The 16,864-nt window shown below is 66.5% G+C and carries 15 protein-coding genes and 2 tRNA genes; 5 read left to right on the forward strand and 12 right to left on the reverse strand.

The window, feature by feature from the left end:
* Positions 1-12 precede the first annotated feature (12 nt).
* The 7 genes from KQ910_RS25590 to KQ910_RS25620 form a co-directional block, all read right to left on the reverse strand.
* Positions 13-97, reverse strand: a tRNA-Leu gene (locus KQ910_RS25590).
* An 88-nt stretch (positions 98-185) separates the two neighbouring features.
* The gene (locus tag KQ910_RS25595) at positions 186-1,688 is read right to left on the reverse strand and encodes an NAD(P)H-hydrate dehydratase (protein WP_229600974.1); all 1,503 of its coding nucleotides are present in this window, start codon (positions 1,686-1,688) and stop codon (positions 186-188) included.
* A 23-nt stretch (positions 1,689-1,711) separates the two neighbouring features.
* Positions 1,712-1,788 (reverse strand) — tRNA-His (locus KQ910_RS25600).
* A 56-nt stretch (positions 1,789-1,844) separates the two neighbouring features.
* A complete protein-coding gene (locus KQ910_RS25605) occupies positions 1,845-2,498 on the reverse strand; it encodes a TetR/AcrR family transcriptional regulator (protein WP_216966646.1) in 654 nt (217 codons plus the stop codon).
* Complete coding sequence (locus KQ910_RS25610) at positions 2,483-3,103, reverse strand: TetR/AcrR family transcriptional regulator (protein WP_216966648.1); 621 nt, start codon at positions 3,101-3,103, stop codon at positions 2,483-2,485. The genes KQ910_RS25605 and KQ910_RS25610 overlap by 16 nt, the downstream gene beginning before the upstream one ends.
* A gap of 12 nt (positions 3,104-3,115) precedes the next feature.
* Positions 3,116-3,781 (reverse strand): TetR/AcrR family transcriptional regulator, encoded by a 666-nt coding sequence (locus KQ910_RS25615; RefSeq protein ID WP_216966650.1) that lies wholly within the window; start codon positions 3,779-3,781, stop codon positions 3,116-3,118.
* A 157-nt stretch (positions 3,782-3,938) separates the two neighbouring features.
* Positions 3,939-5,102, reverse strand: coding sequence for an aminotransferase (locus KQ910_RS25620; RefSeq protein WP_216966652.1), 1,164 nt, complete (start codon positions 5,100-5,102; stop codon positions 3,939-3,941).
* 200 nt (positions 5,103-5,302) lie between these two features.
* Between KQ910_RS25620 and KQ910_RS25625 the strand changes: the two genes are divergently transcribed.
* From KQ910_RS25625 to KQ910_RS25640, 4 genes are all read left to right on the forward strand, one after another.
* Positions 5,303-5,641: a P-II family nitrogen regulator gene (locus KQ910_RS25625; protein ID WP_068191833.1), complete on the forward strand. Its 339-nt coding sequence runs from the start codon at positions 5,303-5,305 to the stop codon at positions 5,639-5,641.
* 55 nt (positions 5,642-5,696) lie between these two features.
* Positions 5,697-7,103, forward strand: coding sequence for a type I glutamate--ammonia ligase (gene glnA / locus KQ910_RS25630; protein WP_216966654.1), 1,407 nt, complete (start codon positions 5,697-5,699; stop codon positions 7,101-7,103).
* 94 nt (positions 7,104-7,197) lie between these two features.
* Entirely contained in the window at positions 7,198-8,064 is an 867-nt protein-coding gene (locus KQ910_RS25635; RefSeq protein ID WP_216966656.1) for an HTD2 family dehydratase, read from the forward strand.
* Positions 8,061-9,254, forward strand: a complete 1,194-nt coding sequence (locus tag KQ910_RS25640) for a CaiB/BaiF CoA transferase family protein (RefSeq protein ID WP_216966658.1) — start codon at positions 8,061-8,063, stop codon at positions 9,252-9,254. The genes KQ910_RS25635 and KQ910_RS25640 overlap by 4 nt, the downstream gene beginning before the upstream one ends.
* Here KQ910_RS25640 and KQ910_RS25645 read toward each other — a convergent pair.
* From KQ910_RS25645 to KQ910_RS25665, 5 genes are read right to left on the reverse strand one after another with little or no spacing between them, the layout of a single operon-like run.
* Positions 9,251-11,671, reverse strand: coding sequence for a beta-mannosidase (locus KQ910_RS25645; RefSeq protein WP_216966660.1), 2,421 nt, complete (start codon positions 11,669-11,671; stop codon positions 9,251-9,253). The genes KQ910_RS25640 and KQ910_RS25645 overlap by 4 nt on opposite strands.
* A complete protein-coding gene (locus tag KQ910_RS25650) occupies positions 11,671-12,642 on the reverse strand; it encodes a DUF1839 family protein (RefSeq protein ID WP_216966662.1) in 972 nt (323 codons plus the stop codon). Before KQ910_RS25650 ends, KQ910_RS25645 begins: the two co-directional genes overlap by 1 nt.
* Positions 12,626-13,546 (reverse strand): amino acid--[acyl-carrier-protein] ligase, encoded by a 921-nt coding sequence (locus KQ910_RS25655; protein ID WP_216966664.1) that lies wholly within the window; start codon positions 13,544-13,546, stop codon positions 12,626-12,628. Before KQ910_RS25655 ends, KQ910_RS25650 begins: the two co-directional genes overlap by 17 nt.
* Positions 13,543-14,703, reverse strand: coding sequence for an acyl-CoA dehydrogenase family protein (locus tag KQ910_RS25660; protein WP_216966665.1), 1,161 nt, complete (start codon positions 14,701-14,703; stop codon positions 13,543-13,545). The genes KQ910_RS25655 and KQ910_RS25660 overlap by 4 nt, the downstream gene beginning before the upstream one ends.
* Positions 14,700-14,951 carry an acyl carrier protein gene (locus KQ910_RS25665; protein WP_229601023.1) on the reverse strand — a complete coding sequence of 84 codons (252 nt, stop codon included), beginning with the start codon at positions 14,949-14,951 and terminating at the stop codon, positions 14,700-14,702. Before KQ910_RS25665 ends, KQ910_RS25660 begins: the two co-directional genes overlap by 4 nt.
* 303 nt (positions 14,952-15,254) lie before the next feature.
* Here KQ910_RS25665 and KQ910_RS25670 point away from each other — a divergent pair, with 303 nt between their 5' ends.
* Positions 15,255-16,862 (forward strand): alpha/beta hydrolase, encoded by a 1,608-nt coding sequence (locus KQ910_RS25670; RefSeq protein ID WP_229600975.1) that lies wholly within the window; start codon positions 15,255-15,257, stop codon positions 16,860-16,862.
* Positions 16,863-16,864 lie beyond the last annotated feature (2 nt).

Raw genomic sequence — 16,864 nt, forward strand, 5'->3', positions numbered from 1 at the left:
ACTTCCATTTCCTGGTGCGGGCGGAGGGACTTGAACCCCCACGCCTTGCGGCACGAGAACCTAAATCTCGCGTGTCTACCAATTCCACCACGCCCGCCCGAAGCCTGCCCAAACGACGTCCTGAGCCATCGGGGCGTGCCGCGAAGGCCGAATCGCGGGCCTCTTAGCCCGACCCCGCGGAACGGTCAATTAAAGGACGACAACGACTGCAGAGCATGCGGCAGGAGCGCCGGCAAATCCTCGGCGATCAGTCCCGGGCGACCGAACAGGTGCGCACATTCGCCATGCAGCCACGCGGCCGCAGCCGCTGCCGCGAAGGGAGTGAGCCCCTGCGCCAGCAACCCGCCGATCAATCCGGCGAGCACGTCGCCGGAGCCCGCGGTGGCCAACGCGGGCGATGCATGCGTGTTCACGATCGCGCGGCCGTCGGGCGTGGCGATCACCGTATCGGGCCCCTTCAGCAGGATCGTCGCACCGCTGCGCGCCGCCGCGCGCCTCACCCGCCCGAGCTTGTCGCTCATTCCACCGAGATCGGGAAAGAGCCTGCGGAACTCGCCCTCATGCGGCGTGAGCAACGTCGGCCCCGAGATGCTGCGGAACAGCAGCGCGGGATCCGCGGCGAAGACGGTGATGGCATCGGCATCGAGGACGACCTGTCGCCGTGCCGCCAGCGCAGCAAGCACCGCGTCCCGCGTGCGATCCACGACGCCCGATCCGGGACCGATCAGGAGGGCATTGCGTCGCTCGTCGGCGAGCAGATGCGCGAACATGGCGCCGTCATCGGCCTCGGCCACGAGATTGCCCGGCTCGGCCGCCTGGAAAACCGCCAGCGTCGCGCGCAAGGACGCGATAGTGACCAACCCTGCGCCGATGCGCCGGCCGGCCAGGGCCGCGAGACGCGCTGCCCCCGTGGCGTGGGCACCGGCCAGGATCGTGAGATGGCCGCGCGCGTACTTATGGTCGGCAATGTCGTTCCGCCGCAGCAGATGTGTCCACAGGGCCGGCGCGTTCAGCCAGGCGCGCGGATCGATCGCGGCCACGGCCTGCGCCGGGACACCGATATCCACGATGCTCAGGCGGCCGCAGCGGCGCAATCCCTCGACGGAGTAATGGCCGGGCTTGGCGCGAAAGAACGATACGGTCGCTTCCGCCTCGAAGGCCCGGCCCATGATTTCCCCGGTGTCGCCATGCAGGCCGGTCGGCACGTCCACCGCGACGACGGGCAGCCGCCGATCGGTCACCAGGTCGATGGCCGCGGCGATTTCACCGTCGAGCGGTCGGCTGAGTCCGGCGCCGAAAATGGCGTCGACGACCAGCGGCGCATCGTCGAGCCGGGCGCTCGACCAGGCGTCGATCGCGCCCTGCCACGTGCCGGCGGCCCAAGCCGCATCTCCCCTGAGCGACTCTCTCTGCCCGAAGAGAACGAGGCGCACGGGCCAGCCTGCCGCCCGCAGGTGACGCGCGGCGACAAACCCGTCGCCACCGTTGTTGCCCGGTCCGCAGAGAACGAGGACGGGACGGCGCGCATGACGCTGCATGGCCGCGACGGCCACCGCCCTTCCCGCCCTTTCCATGAGCTCGCGCCCCGGCACACCGCTTTGGACGGCGAAGGCATCGGCCCGCGCCATCTGTGCGCAGGTCAGGAGAGCGAGTTCGTCCCGGGGAAGAAGGTCGCGAAAGTCAGGCATGGGAGACTTGCAACGTGGGCGATTGGGGCGGCCGACCGGATTTGAACCGGCGACATCCAGAATCACAATCTGGCGCTCTAACCAACTGAGCTACGGCCGCCATCGTGGATCGCTCCCGACGAAGCGGCGCCTTCCTACGCTCCGGCGGCGAGAGCGTCAAGAAACAGGCGGCGTTTCCGGCAGCAGCCGGTCGATGGCCCGGATCCAGACGTCGCAGGCCTCCTCGAAAGACATCGCAAAATGCCCGCGCAGGCGCGCCCAGCTTTCGAAATCGACCAAGGCCTCGAGCGCGAGCACGGTCTGGCGCCGCTCCCGTTCCTTCAGGGTCGAGAGCTCCGGCGCATAGACTTCCTCGAGCCGTCGGATGACCAGCTCGCGGATCAGCCGGATCCGGTTCTTGAGATCGGGCGAATCGCCCTGGTTGGCGTTGAGGGCACGCCACAGCGGCAGCCACTCGTCGCACACCCGGCCCCGCGTCTGGACGTGCAGGCGCACCCTGGACTCGCGGTTTCCGACCATCCGCTCGCTGGCAACCTGAGCCGAGACGCGCATCATGGCATCGTCGGTCACCGCGACGCGCAGGGCATGAAGGTCGGGGAACCGTTCGAAAATCGATCGCACCGAGTAGCCGGCGCGCTGGGCAATCGCCACGGCGGTGGGAATCTGCGGGCTTTCGCGCAAGAGCGACAGATAGGCTTCGATGATCAACTGGCGGGTTCGCGCACTGCGCAGCCGGCGGCCGTCGGCACGCTCCTGCCCGGAGGGTGCGGCGGCCTCGGCCCCGCCCCGCGCCGTCACGCCACCGCGCATGGGTCCTTCGGCAATAGCCGTCCAATGGTCTGGATCCATACGAGACAGGCCTCATCGAAGGACAGTCCAAAGAACTCGCGCATGCGCGCCCAGCTCTCGACGTCGGTCAGCGCCTCGAGTGCAATCAGCATCTGCTGCTGCTCCTCCAACGGCAGCAAGGCAAGTTCCGGTGCGAACATCATCTCCATCCGCGACGTTACGCGGTCGCGGGCCATCCGTATGCGTGCCTTGATTTCAGGCGAATCGCCCTGGTTGACGATCAACGAGCGCCAAAGGGGCAGCCATTGCTCGCATGTTGCCCCTCGCGTCCGCACATGGAAGGCAATCCGGGTCGTGCGGTCGCCGTCGGCGCCCCGCGGTGGCCCCAGGGCGGAGATCTGCGCCAGCGAATAATCGATCGCGGCCACCTGGAGGGCGCGGATGTCTGGAAATCGCTCGAAGATCGAGCGGACGGAATAGCCGGCTCGTTCGGCGATCTCGGCGGCCGTCGGCACCCGCGGCGACATTTCCTCGGCCAGCGCGATATAGGCTTCGATGATGAGTTGCTTGGTGCGCTCGCTGCGCAGGCGGCGACCGTCGATCTTGGCAGACTTCATCGTGGACATTGCAGACAAGGTTCAGCCCGTTCCGGAATTGGTGTCTGGGGGAGTCGATGGCAGCATCCGGTCGATCGCACGGATCCACACGGCACAACTCTCGGCGTACGAAAGACCGTAAGTGTCGCGCATGCGGGCCCAGCTCTCGATGTCGGTCATCGCTTCCAGGGCGATGAGAAGGTTGCGTTGTTCCAAGTCCGTCAGGACCGACAGTTCACGCCCGTACATCAGACGCATGCGGTCGATCGTGCGTTCCCGGGCGACCTTGATTCGCACCGTGAGCGCATCGTTCTCGTCGAAATTGTAGGTGAGCGCTCTCCAAAGTGCGACACCGCGTTCGCATGTGCCGGCGCGGGTCTCCACCTGCGACCTGATGCGGGTTGCGCGATCGCCATCGACGTCACGGGCCGGCGCCAGGGCCGCCGCATGAGCGAGCCCGTAATCGGCCGCCGCCACGCGCAGCGTATGCAGATCGGGAAACCGCTCGAAAACCGATCGGACGGAATAGCCTGCGCGCGCCGCGATCTCCTGCGCTGTCGGCATGGGTGTCGATGGATTTTCGCGAATCAGCGCCAGATAGGCCTCGATGATGAGCTGCCTGGTACGCTCGCTCCGCAGGCGACGCCCATCGATACGGACAGGCTTGGGCGTGCCCGATCCGAAGGATGTGCCCTCGGACGGGCTCATCGCGGCTGGAAACCCGACTCGGCCAACATGCCGATCAAGCAGGCGGGGACATATTCAAGCATGTAAAATGCGAAAACTCTGTGACATCGACACACTCTTGCCGAGCAAAAGCGAACCAATTGCAGATTAGGGTTCCTGCAATGCAAATACTAGGGGGTTAACTGCAAAAATGTGCCCTCAAACGCTCGATCGCACTGTCGAGCGTGCTGTCGTCCTTGCAGAAACAGAACCGGGCGAAGTAGCGCGGCGCTTCATCGGATTGATAGAAGGCGCTCACCGGCACGGCGGTCACGCCGGCTTTAACGGTGATGTGGCGGCAGAAATCCTCGTCGGTCCCGTTGAAGCCCAGCGGCCTGAAGTCGGTGGTGACGAAGTACGTCCCGTGCGCGGGCAGCACGTCGAACCCGATCTCCGCGAGGGCGGTGGCCAGCCGGTCGCGTTTGCGCTGCATGTCGGCGGCCAGGGTGGCGAAATAGCCGTCGTTCAGGCGCAAGCCCGTCGCCGCACCCCATTGCAGATTGGGCGGCGTGGTGAAGGTCATGAACTGATGGGTCTTGGCGATCGGTTTCATCAGTTCCGGCGCCGCCGTGATGTAGCCCACCTTCCAGCCTGTCAGGCTGAAGCTTTTGCCGGCTGAGCCGATGCGTACCGTGCGATCGCGCATGCCCGGCAGCGTCATCAGCGAGATGTGGCGCCGGTCGTCGAAGATGATGTGCTCGTAAACCTCGTCGCAGATCGCATAGACGTCGTGCTTCAGGCAGAGCCCGGCGATGAAGGACAGTTCCTCCTCGTCGAAGACCTTCGAGCAGGGATTCATTGGCGTGTTGAACAGGATCAGCTTGGTCTTCGGCCCGAAGGCGGCGGCCAGTTCCTCCCGGGGCAGCCGCCAGTGTGGCGGCTCCAGCCGCACCAGCTTCGGCACGCCCCCTGCCCGTCGCACCATGGGCAGGTAGGAATCGTAGAGCGGTTCGATGAGTACGACCTCGTCGCCCGGCTCGATCAGGCCGAACAGGCAGTCGCCGAGCGCCTCGGTCGCGCCCGACGTGACCAGGACTTCGGTCTGCCAGTCGATGTCGAGCCCCTGGAACCGCTTCGCATGATCCGCAACGGCCTGGCGCAATTCGGGAATGCCCATCATGGGCGGGTACTGGTTGTGCCCGGTCAGCAGGTACTCCGCCGCCGCCGCCCGCACCTCCTCGGGTCCCTTGTCGTCGGGGAAGCCCTGGCCGAGGTTGACGGACTTGTGCTCGCGCGCGAGCGCCGACATGACTTCAAATACCGTGGTCCCGAGTGCGGACATGGTCGAGTTTGCGGGTTTCATTGGGGATTCTCTGCTGCCTTCCAATTGACCAATTTTCTGCCGATAAATTGGGCGTTTCGCCTTCTAAACAGACAGACTGTCGCCGGATTTCCCGCATCGGCCTGTGGAAAATCTTGGCATGGTTTATGCTTCCTCGTGTGGCATACGGGCTATCCCGACCGGGAGGGCCCGGTGCCTGCGTGCGGAGTGTCTTTAGCCACATGAAGAAGATCGAAGCGATCATCAAGCCCTTCAAGCTCGATGAGGTGAAGGACGCCCTCAATCAGATCGGCCTCAAGGGCATCACGGTTCTCGAAGCCAAGGGCTTCGGCCGGCAGAAAGGCCATACCGAACTGTATCGCGGCGCCGAGTATGTCGTCGACTTCCTGCCGAAGGTGAAGCTCGAGCTCGTCATCGAGGACGAGATGGTCGAGAAGGCCGTCGAGGCGATCCGCAGTTCGGCGCATACCGGTCGCATCGGCGACGGCAAGATTTTCGTGTCGAGCATCGACGACGCGATCCGAATTCGTACTGGTGAGCGTGGTGACGCCGCCGTATGAGGACCCGGCCTTTGGGGGCTGAAGCAGTAAACCACAAGTAGAGGGACGACCGACAATGGATGCCAAACAGGTTCTGGCGATGATCAAGGAAAAGGACGTCAAGTTCGTTGACTTCCGCTTCACCGATCCTCGCGGCAAGTGGCAGCACACGGCCCGCATGGCGTCCGCCACCGACGAAGGTACCTTCGAGGACGGCGTGATGTTCGACGGTTCCTCGATCGCCGGCTGGAAGGCCATCAACGAGTCCGACATGATCCTGATGCCGGATCCGTCGACCGCCGTGCTCGACCCCTTCTCGGCCCAGACCACGCTGATCATCAGCTGCGACGTCGTCGAGCCCTCGACCGGCCAGCTCTACGCCCGCTGCCCGCGCTCGACGGCCAAGCGCGCCGAAGCGTTCATGAAGTCGTCCGGCATCGGCGACACCGCCGTGTTCGGCCCCGAACTCGAGTTCTTCGTGTTCGACGACGTCCGCTTCGACGTCCAGATGCAGGGCAGCTTCTACAGCATCTCCTCGAACGAATCGCCGTGGAACTCCGGCGTTGCCGTCGAAGGCGGCAACCTGGCCCATCGTCCGGGCGTCAAGGGCGGCTACTTCCCGGTCCAGCCGGTCGACACGCACAATGACCTGCGCGCCGAGATGATGACGGTCTGCACCGACATGGGCCTCACCATGGAAATCCACCATCACGAGGTGGCTCCGGCCCAGAACGAGCTCGGCTTCAAGTTCGACACGCTCGTCAAGACCGCCGACAACGTGCAGAAGTACAAGTACTCGCTGCACAACGTCGCCCACAGCTACGGCAAGTCGCTGACCTTCATGCCGAAGCCCCTGTACGGCGACAACGGCTCGGGCATGCACTGCCATCAGTCGATCTGGAAGGACGGCAAGCCGCTGTTCGCCGGGTCGGGCTACGCCGACCTGTCGGAGACGGCGCTGTACTACATCGGCGGCATCATCAAGCACGCCAAGGCGCTGAACGCCTTCACCAACGCCAGCACCAACTCCTACAAGCGCGTCATCCCGGGCTTCGAGGCGCCGGTGCTCCTGGCCTACTCGTCGCGCAACCGCTCGGCCTCGTGCCGTATCCCCTACTCGGCTTCGCCGAAGGGCAAGCGCGTCGAGGTCCGCTTCCCGGACCCGTCGGCCAACCCGTACCTCGCCTTCGCGGCGATGCTGATGGCCGGCATCGACGGCATCAACAACAAGATCCATCCGGGCGACCCGATGGATAAGAACCTGTACGACCTGCCGCCGGAAGAACTGTCGAAGGTCCCGACCGTCGCCGGCTCGCTGCGCGAGGCCCTCAACGCCCTCGACGCCGACCGCTCGTTCCTCACCAAGGGCGGCGTGTTCACCGACGACCAGATCGACGCCTACATGGAACTCAAGTGGGAAGAGGTCTACAACTGGGAACACCAGCCGGCCCCGATTGAGTACAAGATGTACTACTCCATCTGATCTTCTCCGATCTTTCGGATCATGGAAGGGCCCGCTGTTGCGGGCCCTTCTTTTGTTGGAGGATGCGTGCCGCAACACTTCTGAGGAAACGGACATGGGCTGGATGGACGAAGCGATGGAGACCCTGCGTCCCTGGATCGGGCGGGTGCGCACGGTCGAGGACGACATCGGCATGATGGCCGTCCGCCGCGTCGCCGCGACCTTCGACGTCGATCCCGACAGCATCAAGCGTGGCCAGGAGCTGCCGCCGCACTGGTTCACGGTGTTCTTCGCCGAAACCGTCCGTCAGGGCGAGTTGGGTCCGGACGGCCATCCCAACAAGGGCATCGTCCTCCCGCCGATCCCGATGCCCCGCCGCATGGGCGCCGGCCGCCGCGTCCAGATCATGGGCCGCCTCAAGGCCGGAGAACCGGCGATCAAGAAGGCCGAGGTCGCCGACATCATTCCCAAGACCGGTCGCTCGGGCGATATCTTCGTGCTGACGATGCGCCACACGATCGAACAGGGCGGCAGGACCATCGCATCCGACACATTCGACGCGATCTACCGCCCCGCCGTGCCGCCGGGCCAGAAGACCACCGCCACGGTGGCCGCGCAGGCGCGCAAGGACCAGGCCTGGACCGAGACCACGCAACTCACCAACACGCTCAACTTCCGCTACGGCGGCATCACGTGGAACGCGCATCGCATCCACTACGACGGCGACTACACGCGCAGCGAGGAAGGCTATCCGGCCATCGTCTCCAACGGCGGCCTGTCGATGCATCTGATGGTCGACGCGGCGCTGAAGCACGCGAAGGGCAACCTGACCGGCTACACCGCCCGCCTCGTCCATCCGCTGTGGGTCGGCGACCTGATCGAGGTGCGTGGCGAGGCGCAGAAGGACGGCAAGCTCAGGCTCTGGGCCGCCGACAAGAACGGCGTTCTGTGCGGCGAGATGGATCTGGAGTTCGCGGCGTGAGCGGTGGTCCGCTCGCCGGCGTGAAGGTCGTCGACCTGACGACGGTTGTCGTCGGGCCGATCTGCACGCGAACGCTCGCCGACTACGGCGCCGAGGTCATCAAGGTCGAGGCCCCCGGCGGCGATCTTTTACGCACCATGGCGCAGGGCAGCCGCAATCCCGGCATGTCGGGCAAGTTCATCAACTTCAACCGCAACAAGCAGTCGATCGTGCTCGACATCAAGCAGCCGGACGGGCTCGCGGCTCTGCATCGGCTGATCGAGAAGGCCGACGTGTTCGTGAGCAACGTGCGGCCTGAGGCGCTGACGCGCGCCGGCCTCGACCACGCGAGTCTCGCGAAGAAGAACCCGCGGCTGATCCACTGCTCGATCCTCGCCTTCGGGCGCGGCGGCCGTTACTACAACCGGCCCGCCTACGATCCGATCGTGCAGAGCCTGTCGGGCGTCGCCGGCACGCTCGAACGCGCCACCGGCGAGCCGCGCTTCGTGCCGATGGTTATGAGCGACCACACGACGGGCCTGATCGCCGCGCAATGCATCGGCTTCGCGCTCTATCGGCGCGAGAAGACCGGCCAGGGCGAGGCGATCGACGTGCCGATGCTCGAGAACATGGCCTCGTTCGTATCGAGCGAGCATCTCGGTGCCGCGACCTTCGATCCACCGATTGGCCCCAGCGGCGACGGCCGGCTGCTCAGCCCCGACTACCGCCCCCTGCCCACGAAGGACAGCTACATCACCGTCGGGCCCAACACCAACCAGCAGGCCTTCGCCTTCTTCGACGCGATCGGCCGTCCCGAACTCAAGACCGACCCGCGCTTCGACAGTGCCTTCGCGCGGACCAATAACGCTGCCGCCTATTTCGACGTCCGCAAGGCGGGGCTGGCGCAAAAGACGACGGCGGAATGGCTGGAGATCTTCGACCGGCTCGACGTGCCGGCGGCGCGCTACAACACGATCGACGACCTGCTGACCGATCCGCATCTCGGCGATGTCGGTTTCTTCCAGCCCGAGGACCATCCCAGCGAAGGCCGCATCCGGCGCTCGCGGCGGGCCAACAAGTTCTCGGGTGGAGAGCGGCCGGTCGAGACGCATGCGCCGACGCTCGGCGAGCATACGAACGCGATCCTTGCCGGCGCCGGCTACACCGTTGCCGAGATCGAGAAGATGCGGGCGTCCGGCGCCGTCCGTTAGCCGAAGCGGACGCTCACGGTCCGCTCGCGCAGCGGTGCGACCGACAGGATCTCGCCGGCCGGCCGACCGGCTGCCGCGCCGGTCGGCAGCAGCGTTACACGACGCTGTTCGCCGGGCAGCAGATGAAAACCCTCGTCCTCCGCCCGATGGTGCGGAGCCTCGATCTGGATGCAGGCGGCGAACTTCTCCGCCTGGATCGTGACGGCCCATCCCTCCCCTTCGCGCTCGAGGCTGGCCGACAGGCCGGGATCGTGCGTGAGCGCGGCGCGGCCGAGCGGGTAGTAGGCGGCTTCGGCGAGGCGGGCGCCCGTGACGGCATCGGTCAGGGTCACGGTCGCCACGTCGAGCGAAGGCGCCCCGAAGCGATAGGCGTAGGTGATGTCGAAGAACGATCCGATGAGTTCGGCCGAACTCATCGTCCTGGCTCCGCGCGCCGGCAGCGCGACCTCGCATTCCCGCCGCATGACCAGGATGTCGCCCGCCTGAAGACAGACGAGCGTCAGCCTGGCCCGCAGAGGCGTGTTGGCCTCGTTGATCACATATACGCCGAGCCCGTTCAGCCCCTCGTCCGTTACGGCGACCTGCACGGGGCGGAACGCCCGGCGCAATCCATGCCACGCCAGCTTGGGCACGCCGTCCGAATCGATCACGCCCCAGCCGGAGCCCGACGTCAGGTCCTTCAGCATCCATACCAGCGCGCCGTCGCAGGGCGAGGCCGGTCGCCGCCATTCGCCGATCGCCGCTTCCATGAGATCGGACGACAGGGCTCGCGACAGCCGACGGTAATGCACCGGATCCTCGGCCTGCAGGCGTGCGGCGTCGACGCCGTAGAGCAGCCCGAGATAATGATCGTGGACCGCACCGAAATCCCAGTCGGCTCCGCGATCCTTCGGCACGATGTCCGTAGGGCGCGACGGACCGGCCGGCGTGTTCGCGAACGCCAGGCACTCCGCGGCGAAGCGAACGCCGGAACGCCGGGCATCTTCCAGCGGCCGTCGATAGGCGCCCACTCCGTAATAGTGCGACACGCCTGCATCGGGCTGGAACGGCAGCTCGCCGCCCTGCGGCGATTGCGCGATGCAGGGCACGTCGGGGCAAAGCGATTGCGCGACGCGCGGCAGGATCTCGTCGTACAGCGGACTGCTCCAGAGGCCGGGAGGCAGGCCGAGCATTGCGGCCTGTTGGGCGATCTCGCTGCCGCCGCACAGAAGCGCGAGCGAGGGATGCCGCCGCACGCGGGACAGGAACTGCTCCGCCTCCTGCTCGACGCTCGCACGGAACGAAGGGTCGCCGACGGGATAGTCCATGCTGGCGAACATGAAGTCGTGCCAGACGAGGATGCCCAGTTCGTCGCACAGGTCGAAGAAGGCGTCGCTCTCGTAGATCATGGTCCCGCCGACGCGGATCATGTTCATGTGGGCGTCGCGCGCCTGACGCAGCCACGGCAGCAGCGTCGCGCGGTCCGCGGCCAGCGTGACGAGGTCCGCCGTGCTCCAGCACGCGCCGCGAGCAAAGATCTGCTGGCCGTTGATGCGAAACGCGAAGCCTCTTCCGTCGGCGCCGCGCTCGATCTCGACCGAGCGGAACCCGACCGATCCCAGATCGAGTTCGACGTCTCCCACCACGGCCCGCGCCCGGTGGAGGCAGGGCTTGCCGTGCGTATGAGGCCACCATTTCTCGACGCCGGGCAGGCGCAGCCGGCCTTCCAGCCGTCCTGCCTCGTTCCATCGAAGCGGCGCCGAGGCATCGCCGACCTTCAGCCGCGCCACCGGACGCCCCTCAGGGACATCGAGATCGAGCGCGACGTCCAGCAGACCGTCGGTTCCGTCGAGAGTCGCGCGGAGCAAGGCTGCCCTCAGACGCAGTGGCCGGCCCTCCTCCAGGATTTCGACCGGCCGCCAGGGGCCCACGGCATGGACCGGCGGCTGCCAGCCGGTCATGTGGCCCAGCAGGGTCGTGCGCACATGGCGCAGGGCGTTGTTGCCGACCAGCGCCGTCCGCCAGCGCGCCCTGCCCTTGCGGCGCTCCAGTTCCGCGTCGAGCGAGCGGAAGACGATGGCGAGTGCGTTGTCGCCGGCGAGATCGACCTTGACCTCGTGGGCAAGGAACATGTTGTCGGAGACGAGGATCGATCGCCCGTTCAGCCAGACCTCGGCCAGCGTCGCCAGCCCCTGGAAGCGCAGCGAGCGCCGTCCGCTGCCGCCGAAGCGCGTGCGGTACCAGATGTCCTTGTCGTGCAGCGGCGCCGGGTCCACGACGGTCCAGCGGCCGGCCTCGCGCAGCGCCTGCGCGGCCGTACCCGGCACGGGAGCGGCGATCCAGTCGCTCACGTCCGAAAGCGCATCCGGATGGAACGCGAGGCCGGGCGCGGTGCAGGCGAGCTGCCATTCGCCGCCGACGGGCGCGAATCCCGCCATCAGCCGAACCGTTCCCCGAGTGCGGCGAAGACGAGATCGTAGTCGGCTTCGAGCGGTCGGAGATCCACGGCCCCCGCGTCGAACCTGCGGCGATGGACCATGCGCGCGAACTGGAACTGGACCGCCTTGGCCGCCTCCGCGAGATGCCGGCTGGCCGCCGCCGCGGCGCCGAGCCCGTCGACGCCCTGTGCGGCCAGCCATTCGAGATAGGTCCCCAGCATCTCGAAGTTGGCGCCGAGCTGGCGCGGCACGTTGAAGGCGTAGAGATGGAAATGGCCCATGTCGCGGCGCGCCAGCTCTTCCAGATGTGCCGGCAGTGCCAACCGCCATTCGCGGATCGGATGGCGGCGTGGCCGGTGCTGCAGATGCCCACGCAGCAACGCGAGCGACGCTTCCCGGAGCGCCGGTCCCGCCAGCGCCTCGCTGTCCCGCTTGACGAATTCGGCATAGGGAAAAAGCACGACGGGCTCGTGGAACAGCCCGGCATAATCCTCACCGGCGAGTTCGTAGTAGCCCGTGCCGTGGAAGTACCCCAGCCGCCTGTCCCGCGGATCGAGCGCGATCACCGCGATGCTGGTCTTCACATGCGCCTTCCGGTACGCGTCGCCGGCATCGGGCAGCCAGAAGGCGTCGACCTCGACCAGCACCGGCCGGCCGCGCCGGAGCTGCGCCATCGACTGCGCCTCGACCGAATCGAAGATCGGCAGCTCCTGAACCGAAAGGCCGAAGAGGCGCTGCAGGTCCTCGAGCGGGAACTTGAAGAAGGTGAAGTGGTCGCCCTCGAAATCCTGCAACACCGTGAAGGAGAGCGCCGCCTCGGCGGGATGGCCGAGTGCCGGCAACAGCTCGATCCAGAGGTCGACGTAGCAGTTGGTCTCCGGCCAGATCCGTTCGCCGCCGTGCAGGACGCTGGAGCGCCACGTCGCCGGGCTGATGCCCAGCAGGTCGACGCCGTCAGAGTCCGAGGACATTGCGCACGCCGGCCGGCCAGTCGCCGGGAACGAAGCCGTGATGGCGAAGCAGCGCGAGCGTCAGCCGCTCGACCCCGAAGCCGACGCATGCCGTATGGGCCGTGTCGCCCGCGAACGCCTCGATCGCCCAGGCTCGGCCGAAGAGGTCGCGATGATCGTTGAAGCTGACGCAGGCCGTGCGCGGTGCCGCCGCCACGATCGGCACCAGCAACTCGAACTTGAGACTCTTCTCCCGCTGGCTGCTTGCGAGAATTCGACCGGCCCTGCCGAAGAAGGGATCGCTCGCGACCTCGATCGCGAGCGGCAATCCCAGCGATTCGACCAGCGACCGCGCCCGTTCCATCCAGGTCTCGCGAAAGGATTCGATCTGCTCCGCCGAGCCGATACGGACATGTTCGCGCTGACGGAACATCTGCATCCGCGCCGGATCGATCGAGGGCTCGTGCCGGAAACACCAGGTGTAAACGTCGACAAGGGCCCCTTGTGCCGGCACTCGTCCGCGCGATGCGACGACGGGATAGACTCCATAACAGGCGGCCGGGGTCAGGGCGACGCCGGTCGGCCGCTGCGTACCCGACCAGTCGCCGCCCTTCGACAGGCTGTCGAGCAGGACGCGGTGATCGTCGTCGCCACCGGAGAAACTCGCCACCGTGCCCGCGAGGTGCGGGAAGTTGCGCAGATAGCCGCTCTTCTCGAGCTGCAGGCTGCCAATCCCCGGCGGAAATCGCATGACCTCGGGCCGATCGGGATCGCCCGCCGCGCCGATCGCCGCGTTGAGTCCCTCGACGATCCGCTCGAAGGTCCCGCTGCGCCCGAACAGGCCGTCGACGCCCATGGAAATCAGCAGCCCGTGCTGCAGCAGATCATCCCGGAATTGTTTGTAGGCGGCAGCGGGGTCTGTCACGCCAGCAGCTCCGGATCGTCCCGCAGCGCCAGGGCGAGGCCCGCATTGTTGGCAACGATTCGGTCGTTGTTCACCATCACGACCGCAGAATGGGCGTCGCGGAGCAGGCGCCCGATGCTGAAGGGCGAATCGCTGCGATAGCCTTCCAGACCGCAGATCAGCATCGCCTGCCCGACGATACTCACCACCTTCTGGGAGCTGAGGATCTTGAGGTTGTTCATTGCCAGCGCGAACGGCAGCGCAGACAGCGCATCGCCTGAACCGGCTGCAGCCTCATACTGGCGAAGACAGGCTAGCAACTCGCCCTTCATCGACTGCAATTCACCCATGGCTTCCGCAAGTCGCGCGGCGCCGATCGGCGGTACGCCGGGCTTCCTCTTCGCTTCGGCCCGGACGAAGGCCCTGGCGCGCGACAGCGCTTCGCCGGCGATTCCCAGCCACAGGGCGCTCCACACGAGATGCGACGTCGGCAGCATGGTCTGCGCCGAGATGTCGGCATAGGGCACCTGAAGGATCTGGGCGATCTCGCCTTCCGCAGCGAGGCGGTAGCCGTTGGAACAGGTGCCGCGCATGCCGAGCGTGTTCCAGACTTCGCGGGCCTGCAGATCGGCGTCGGCCCGCAATACGACGGCGAGCATCTGGTCCGATGGAGGCGATTGCGGGGTTCGGCGCGCCGTTACGAGGATCGCGTCGCAGGGCTCGGCATAGGAGATGACAGGCGCCTGCTTGGTCAGTGCGAACCTTCCTCGCCGCTCGTCCAGCGCGCATACGCTCGACCGCACATCGCCGCCAACGCCGGCCTCGGACGTCGCCGAGGCCAGCAGCAGCTGCTCGCTTGCCAGGCGCCGAATGAATGCCCGGAGCCAGGGATTTCCGCCGGCGTGCCGGACGAGGCAGGCGACCTGGATCTGGTGCATCGCGTAGATCATTGCAGTCGATGCACAGTGCCGGCCGAGTTCGTGGCAGATCACGACGACGTCGGCGATCCCCGCGCCCGGCCCTCCCTCACTTGCGGGCACAAGGAGGCCCAGCAGCGCGCGCTCCTTAAGCGCCGACAGGGCTTCGGCTGGAAAACGGCCGCGGGCATCGACGTCATCGGCGTGTCGGCCGGCAATCTCGACGCCCACCGCGCGCGCCGCGGCGAGCCACGGCGTCATGCCGCTTCGTCTCGCACACCAATCTCCGCGAGCGCCTCGGCGATGGCATCGATGCTGGAAAACGTCTTCCGCCGCAGCAGCCGGTCGGGAAATTCCACGTCGAAGGCCTCTTCGAGGGCCAACATCAGATTGACGGTGGCATGCGAGGTAAGACCGGCAGCATGGAGGTCGGAATCGTCCCGAATCGCATCGAGACCGGCTTGCAGGCTGCCGGCAGATTTCAGCACGGTTCGGATGCGAACCTTCAGAGGCGCGGACACTGCAAACTCCCAGCCTGTGCGAATCGCAGAATTCGCAAGCATTTCCGACGGTTTAGGATATTCTGCCACTGGGAAGAAATCAATTTACAGCCGTTTTCGGGGCCGTGGGAAGCCGCGAGGATGGGTGTGGGTGTATGGGATTCTATGACTCCGACTGCGGTTAACGACTGCTTCGGGTGGCTGCACGCGCCTGTCGATGCGCGTGCGACCGACGTTGCCGTCCTGATCTGCCCAGGTCTTCTGGGCGATGAGTTGGTCGCGTATTGCGGTCTTCGCGTGCTGGCCGAAAGATTGGCGCGCGCCGGCTATTGGACTCTTCGCCTCGAATACCCCGGCACCGGCGATTCCTGCGATCACGCGGTAGAGCGCGCGGGAAGCCATTGGACGGCATGGCAGTCCAGCATCGAGGAGGCGGCCGACCGGCTGAAAGCCGCCAGCGGCGCACGCAAGGTGATGCTGTGTGGCATACGGGCCGGGGCCATGCTCGCCACGCTGGCCACCTCGCGGCGCACGGACGTTGCCGGCTTCCTCTTCTTCGAGCCGACCCTGAGCGGTCGTTCCTATGTCCGAGAGTTGACGCTCGATGCCGAGTTGCATGGCGGCCGCGTCCTGCCCACGGGCGAAATCGAAGTCGGCGAGTTCAGTTTCAACGCCGCCACGGTCTCGGCGATCGCGACCGCCGACCTGCGCGAAGTCACGCCGAAGGACGGCCAGAAAGTCGCCGTGTTTGCCCGCGCCGAAACGAAACGCCTGGAGAATTGCCTGTCGGCCTGGCGACAGGCCGGTGCCGAGGTTGCGGCTTGCGGCTGGAGCGACGATCTCGATTCCCTCACCGGTCATCCCACGTTCGAGGCGGTGAGGCTTCCGACGTTTCACGACGCGATCGCCTGGATGAACGGCGCCTTCCCGCTCACGGCGGGGTCCGCCGCCAACGAAGCTCTGCGCCAGATACCGGAGCCGACCGTCCTGCGACCGGGCGGCTGCATCGAGACGCCATTGCGCTTCGGGCCGGACAACCGTCTGTTCGGCATCCTGTGCGATCCCGACGCCGGCCCCTCCAGCCACATCGTCGTGATCGTCAATGGCGGGCGCGATCCGCGCTACGGCGCGTCGCGGCAGGGCGTGGAGTTCGCGAGGCGGCTCGCCCGGTCGGGCATCTCCTCCCTGCGTGCCGACTTCGCCGGCCTGGGCGACAGTCTCGGGCCAACCGGCTCGGAAAACGTCCTCACCCACTCGTTCGCCGACCGGACGGCGGATATCCGTGCGATGCTCGACGCGCTCCAGGCCCGGGGATACCGGAAGTTCACGTTGCAGGGCATCTGTTCGGGCGCCTACCACGCTTTTCACGCCGCGCTCGCGGAACCTCGCATCAGTGGCCTGATGCTGGTCAACCAGCCCCTCTTCACCCTGCCGCGCCGGCCCGACGAGATCACCTATCTCGACCATCGCCGCCTGACGCCGATGTTCTATCTGCGCAAACTCGTCAGTCGGCAGAGTTGGCGAACGCTGCTGGGTGGACGGGTCGATTTCGGCGCCGTCCTCCATTCGCTCTGGGTACGCACCCTCCGCTCCGCACGCCTCGGGATGCGTCGGACCGGGCGCGCCGTGGGCCTCATCCGCAAGCTCTCCTTCGCCCACTCCTCCCTCTCGGACCTGTGCCAGCGCGGCGTCAGGACGCTGTTCCTGTTCTCGCCGTCCGAAGAGGACCTCGAGATGTTTCGGCGTGAATTCACCCTCGAGCCCGGCGCGCTGTCGCGGTATCGCGGAGCTGAAATGCGCGTCGTGCCGCGCATGGATCACGCGCTCATCTCGTTCGAGAGCCGGCGCGATGCCCAGGCCGAAATGCTGGACTTCGTCAGTGGGCCGAGGCGTTCATCGGCGTCCGCGAGCCAGGCCTGAAG

This window comes from Reyranella humidisoli (assembly GCF_019039055.1).
GTDB classification, from domain to species: domain Bacteria; phylum Pseudomonadota; class Alphaproteobacteria; order Reyranellales; family Reyranellaceae; genus Reyranella; species Reyranella humidisoli.

What these genes read in the sequence shown, in the direction of transcription:
- KQ910_RS25595 (WP_229600974.1), bottom strand. Translation starts at nt 1,688, where the DNA reads ATGCCTGACTTTCGCGACCTTCTTCCCCGGGACGAACTCGCTCTCCTG.
- KQ910_RS25605 (WP_216966646.1), bottom strand. Translation starts at nt 2,498, where the DNA reads ATGCGCGGTGGCGTGACGGCGCGGGGCGGGGCCGAGGCCGCCGCACCC.
- KQ910_RS25610 (WP_216966648.1), bottom strand. Translation starts at nt 3,103, where the DNA reads ATGTCCACGATGAAGTCTGCCAAGATCGACGGTCGCCGCCTGCGCAGC.
- KQ910_RS25615 (WP_216966650.1), bottom strand. Translation starts at nt 3,781, where the DNA reads ATGAGCCCGTCCGAGGGCACATCCTTCGGATCGGGCACGCCCAAGCCT.
- KQ910_RS25620 (WP_216966652.1), bottom strand. Translation starts at nt 5,102, where the DNA reads ATGAAACCCGCAAACTCGACCATGTCCGCACTCGGGACCACGGTATTT.
- KQ910_RS25625 (WP_068191833.1), top strand. Translation starts at nt 5,303, where the DNA reads ATGAAGAAGATCGAAGCGATCATCAAGCCCTTCAAGCTCGATGAGGTG.
- glnA (WP_216966654.1), top strand. Translation starts at nt 5,697, where the DNA reads ATGGATGCCAAACAGGTTCTGGCGATGATCAAGGAAAAGGACGTCAAG.
- KQ910_RS25635 (WP_216966656.1), top strand. Translation starts at nt 7,198, where the DNA reads ATGGGCTGGATGGACGAAGCGATGGAGACCCTGCGTCCCTGGATCGGG.
- KQ910_RS25645 (WP_216966660.1), bottom strand. Translation starts at nt 11,671, where the DNA reads ATGGCGGGATTCGCGCCCGTCGGCGGCGAATGGCAGCTCGCCTGCACC.
- KQ910_RS25650 (WP_216966662.1), bottom strand. Translation starts at nt 12,642, where the DNA reads ATGTCCTCGGACTCTGACGGCGTCGACCTGCTGGGCATCAGCCCGGCG.
- KQ910_RS25660 (WP_216966665.1), bottom strand. Translation starts at nt 14,703, where the DNA reads ATGACGCCGTGGCTCGCCGCGGCGCGCGCGGTGGGCGTCGAGATTGCC.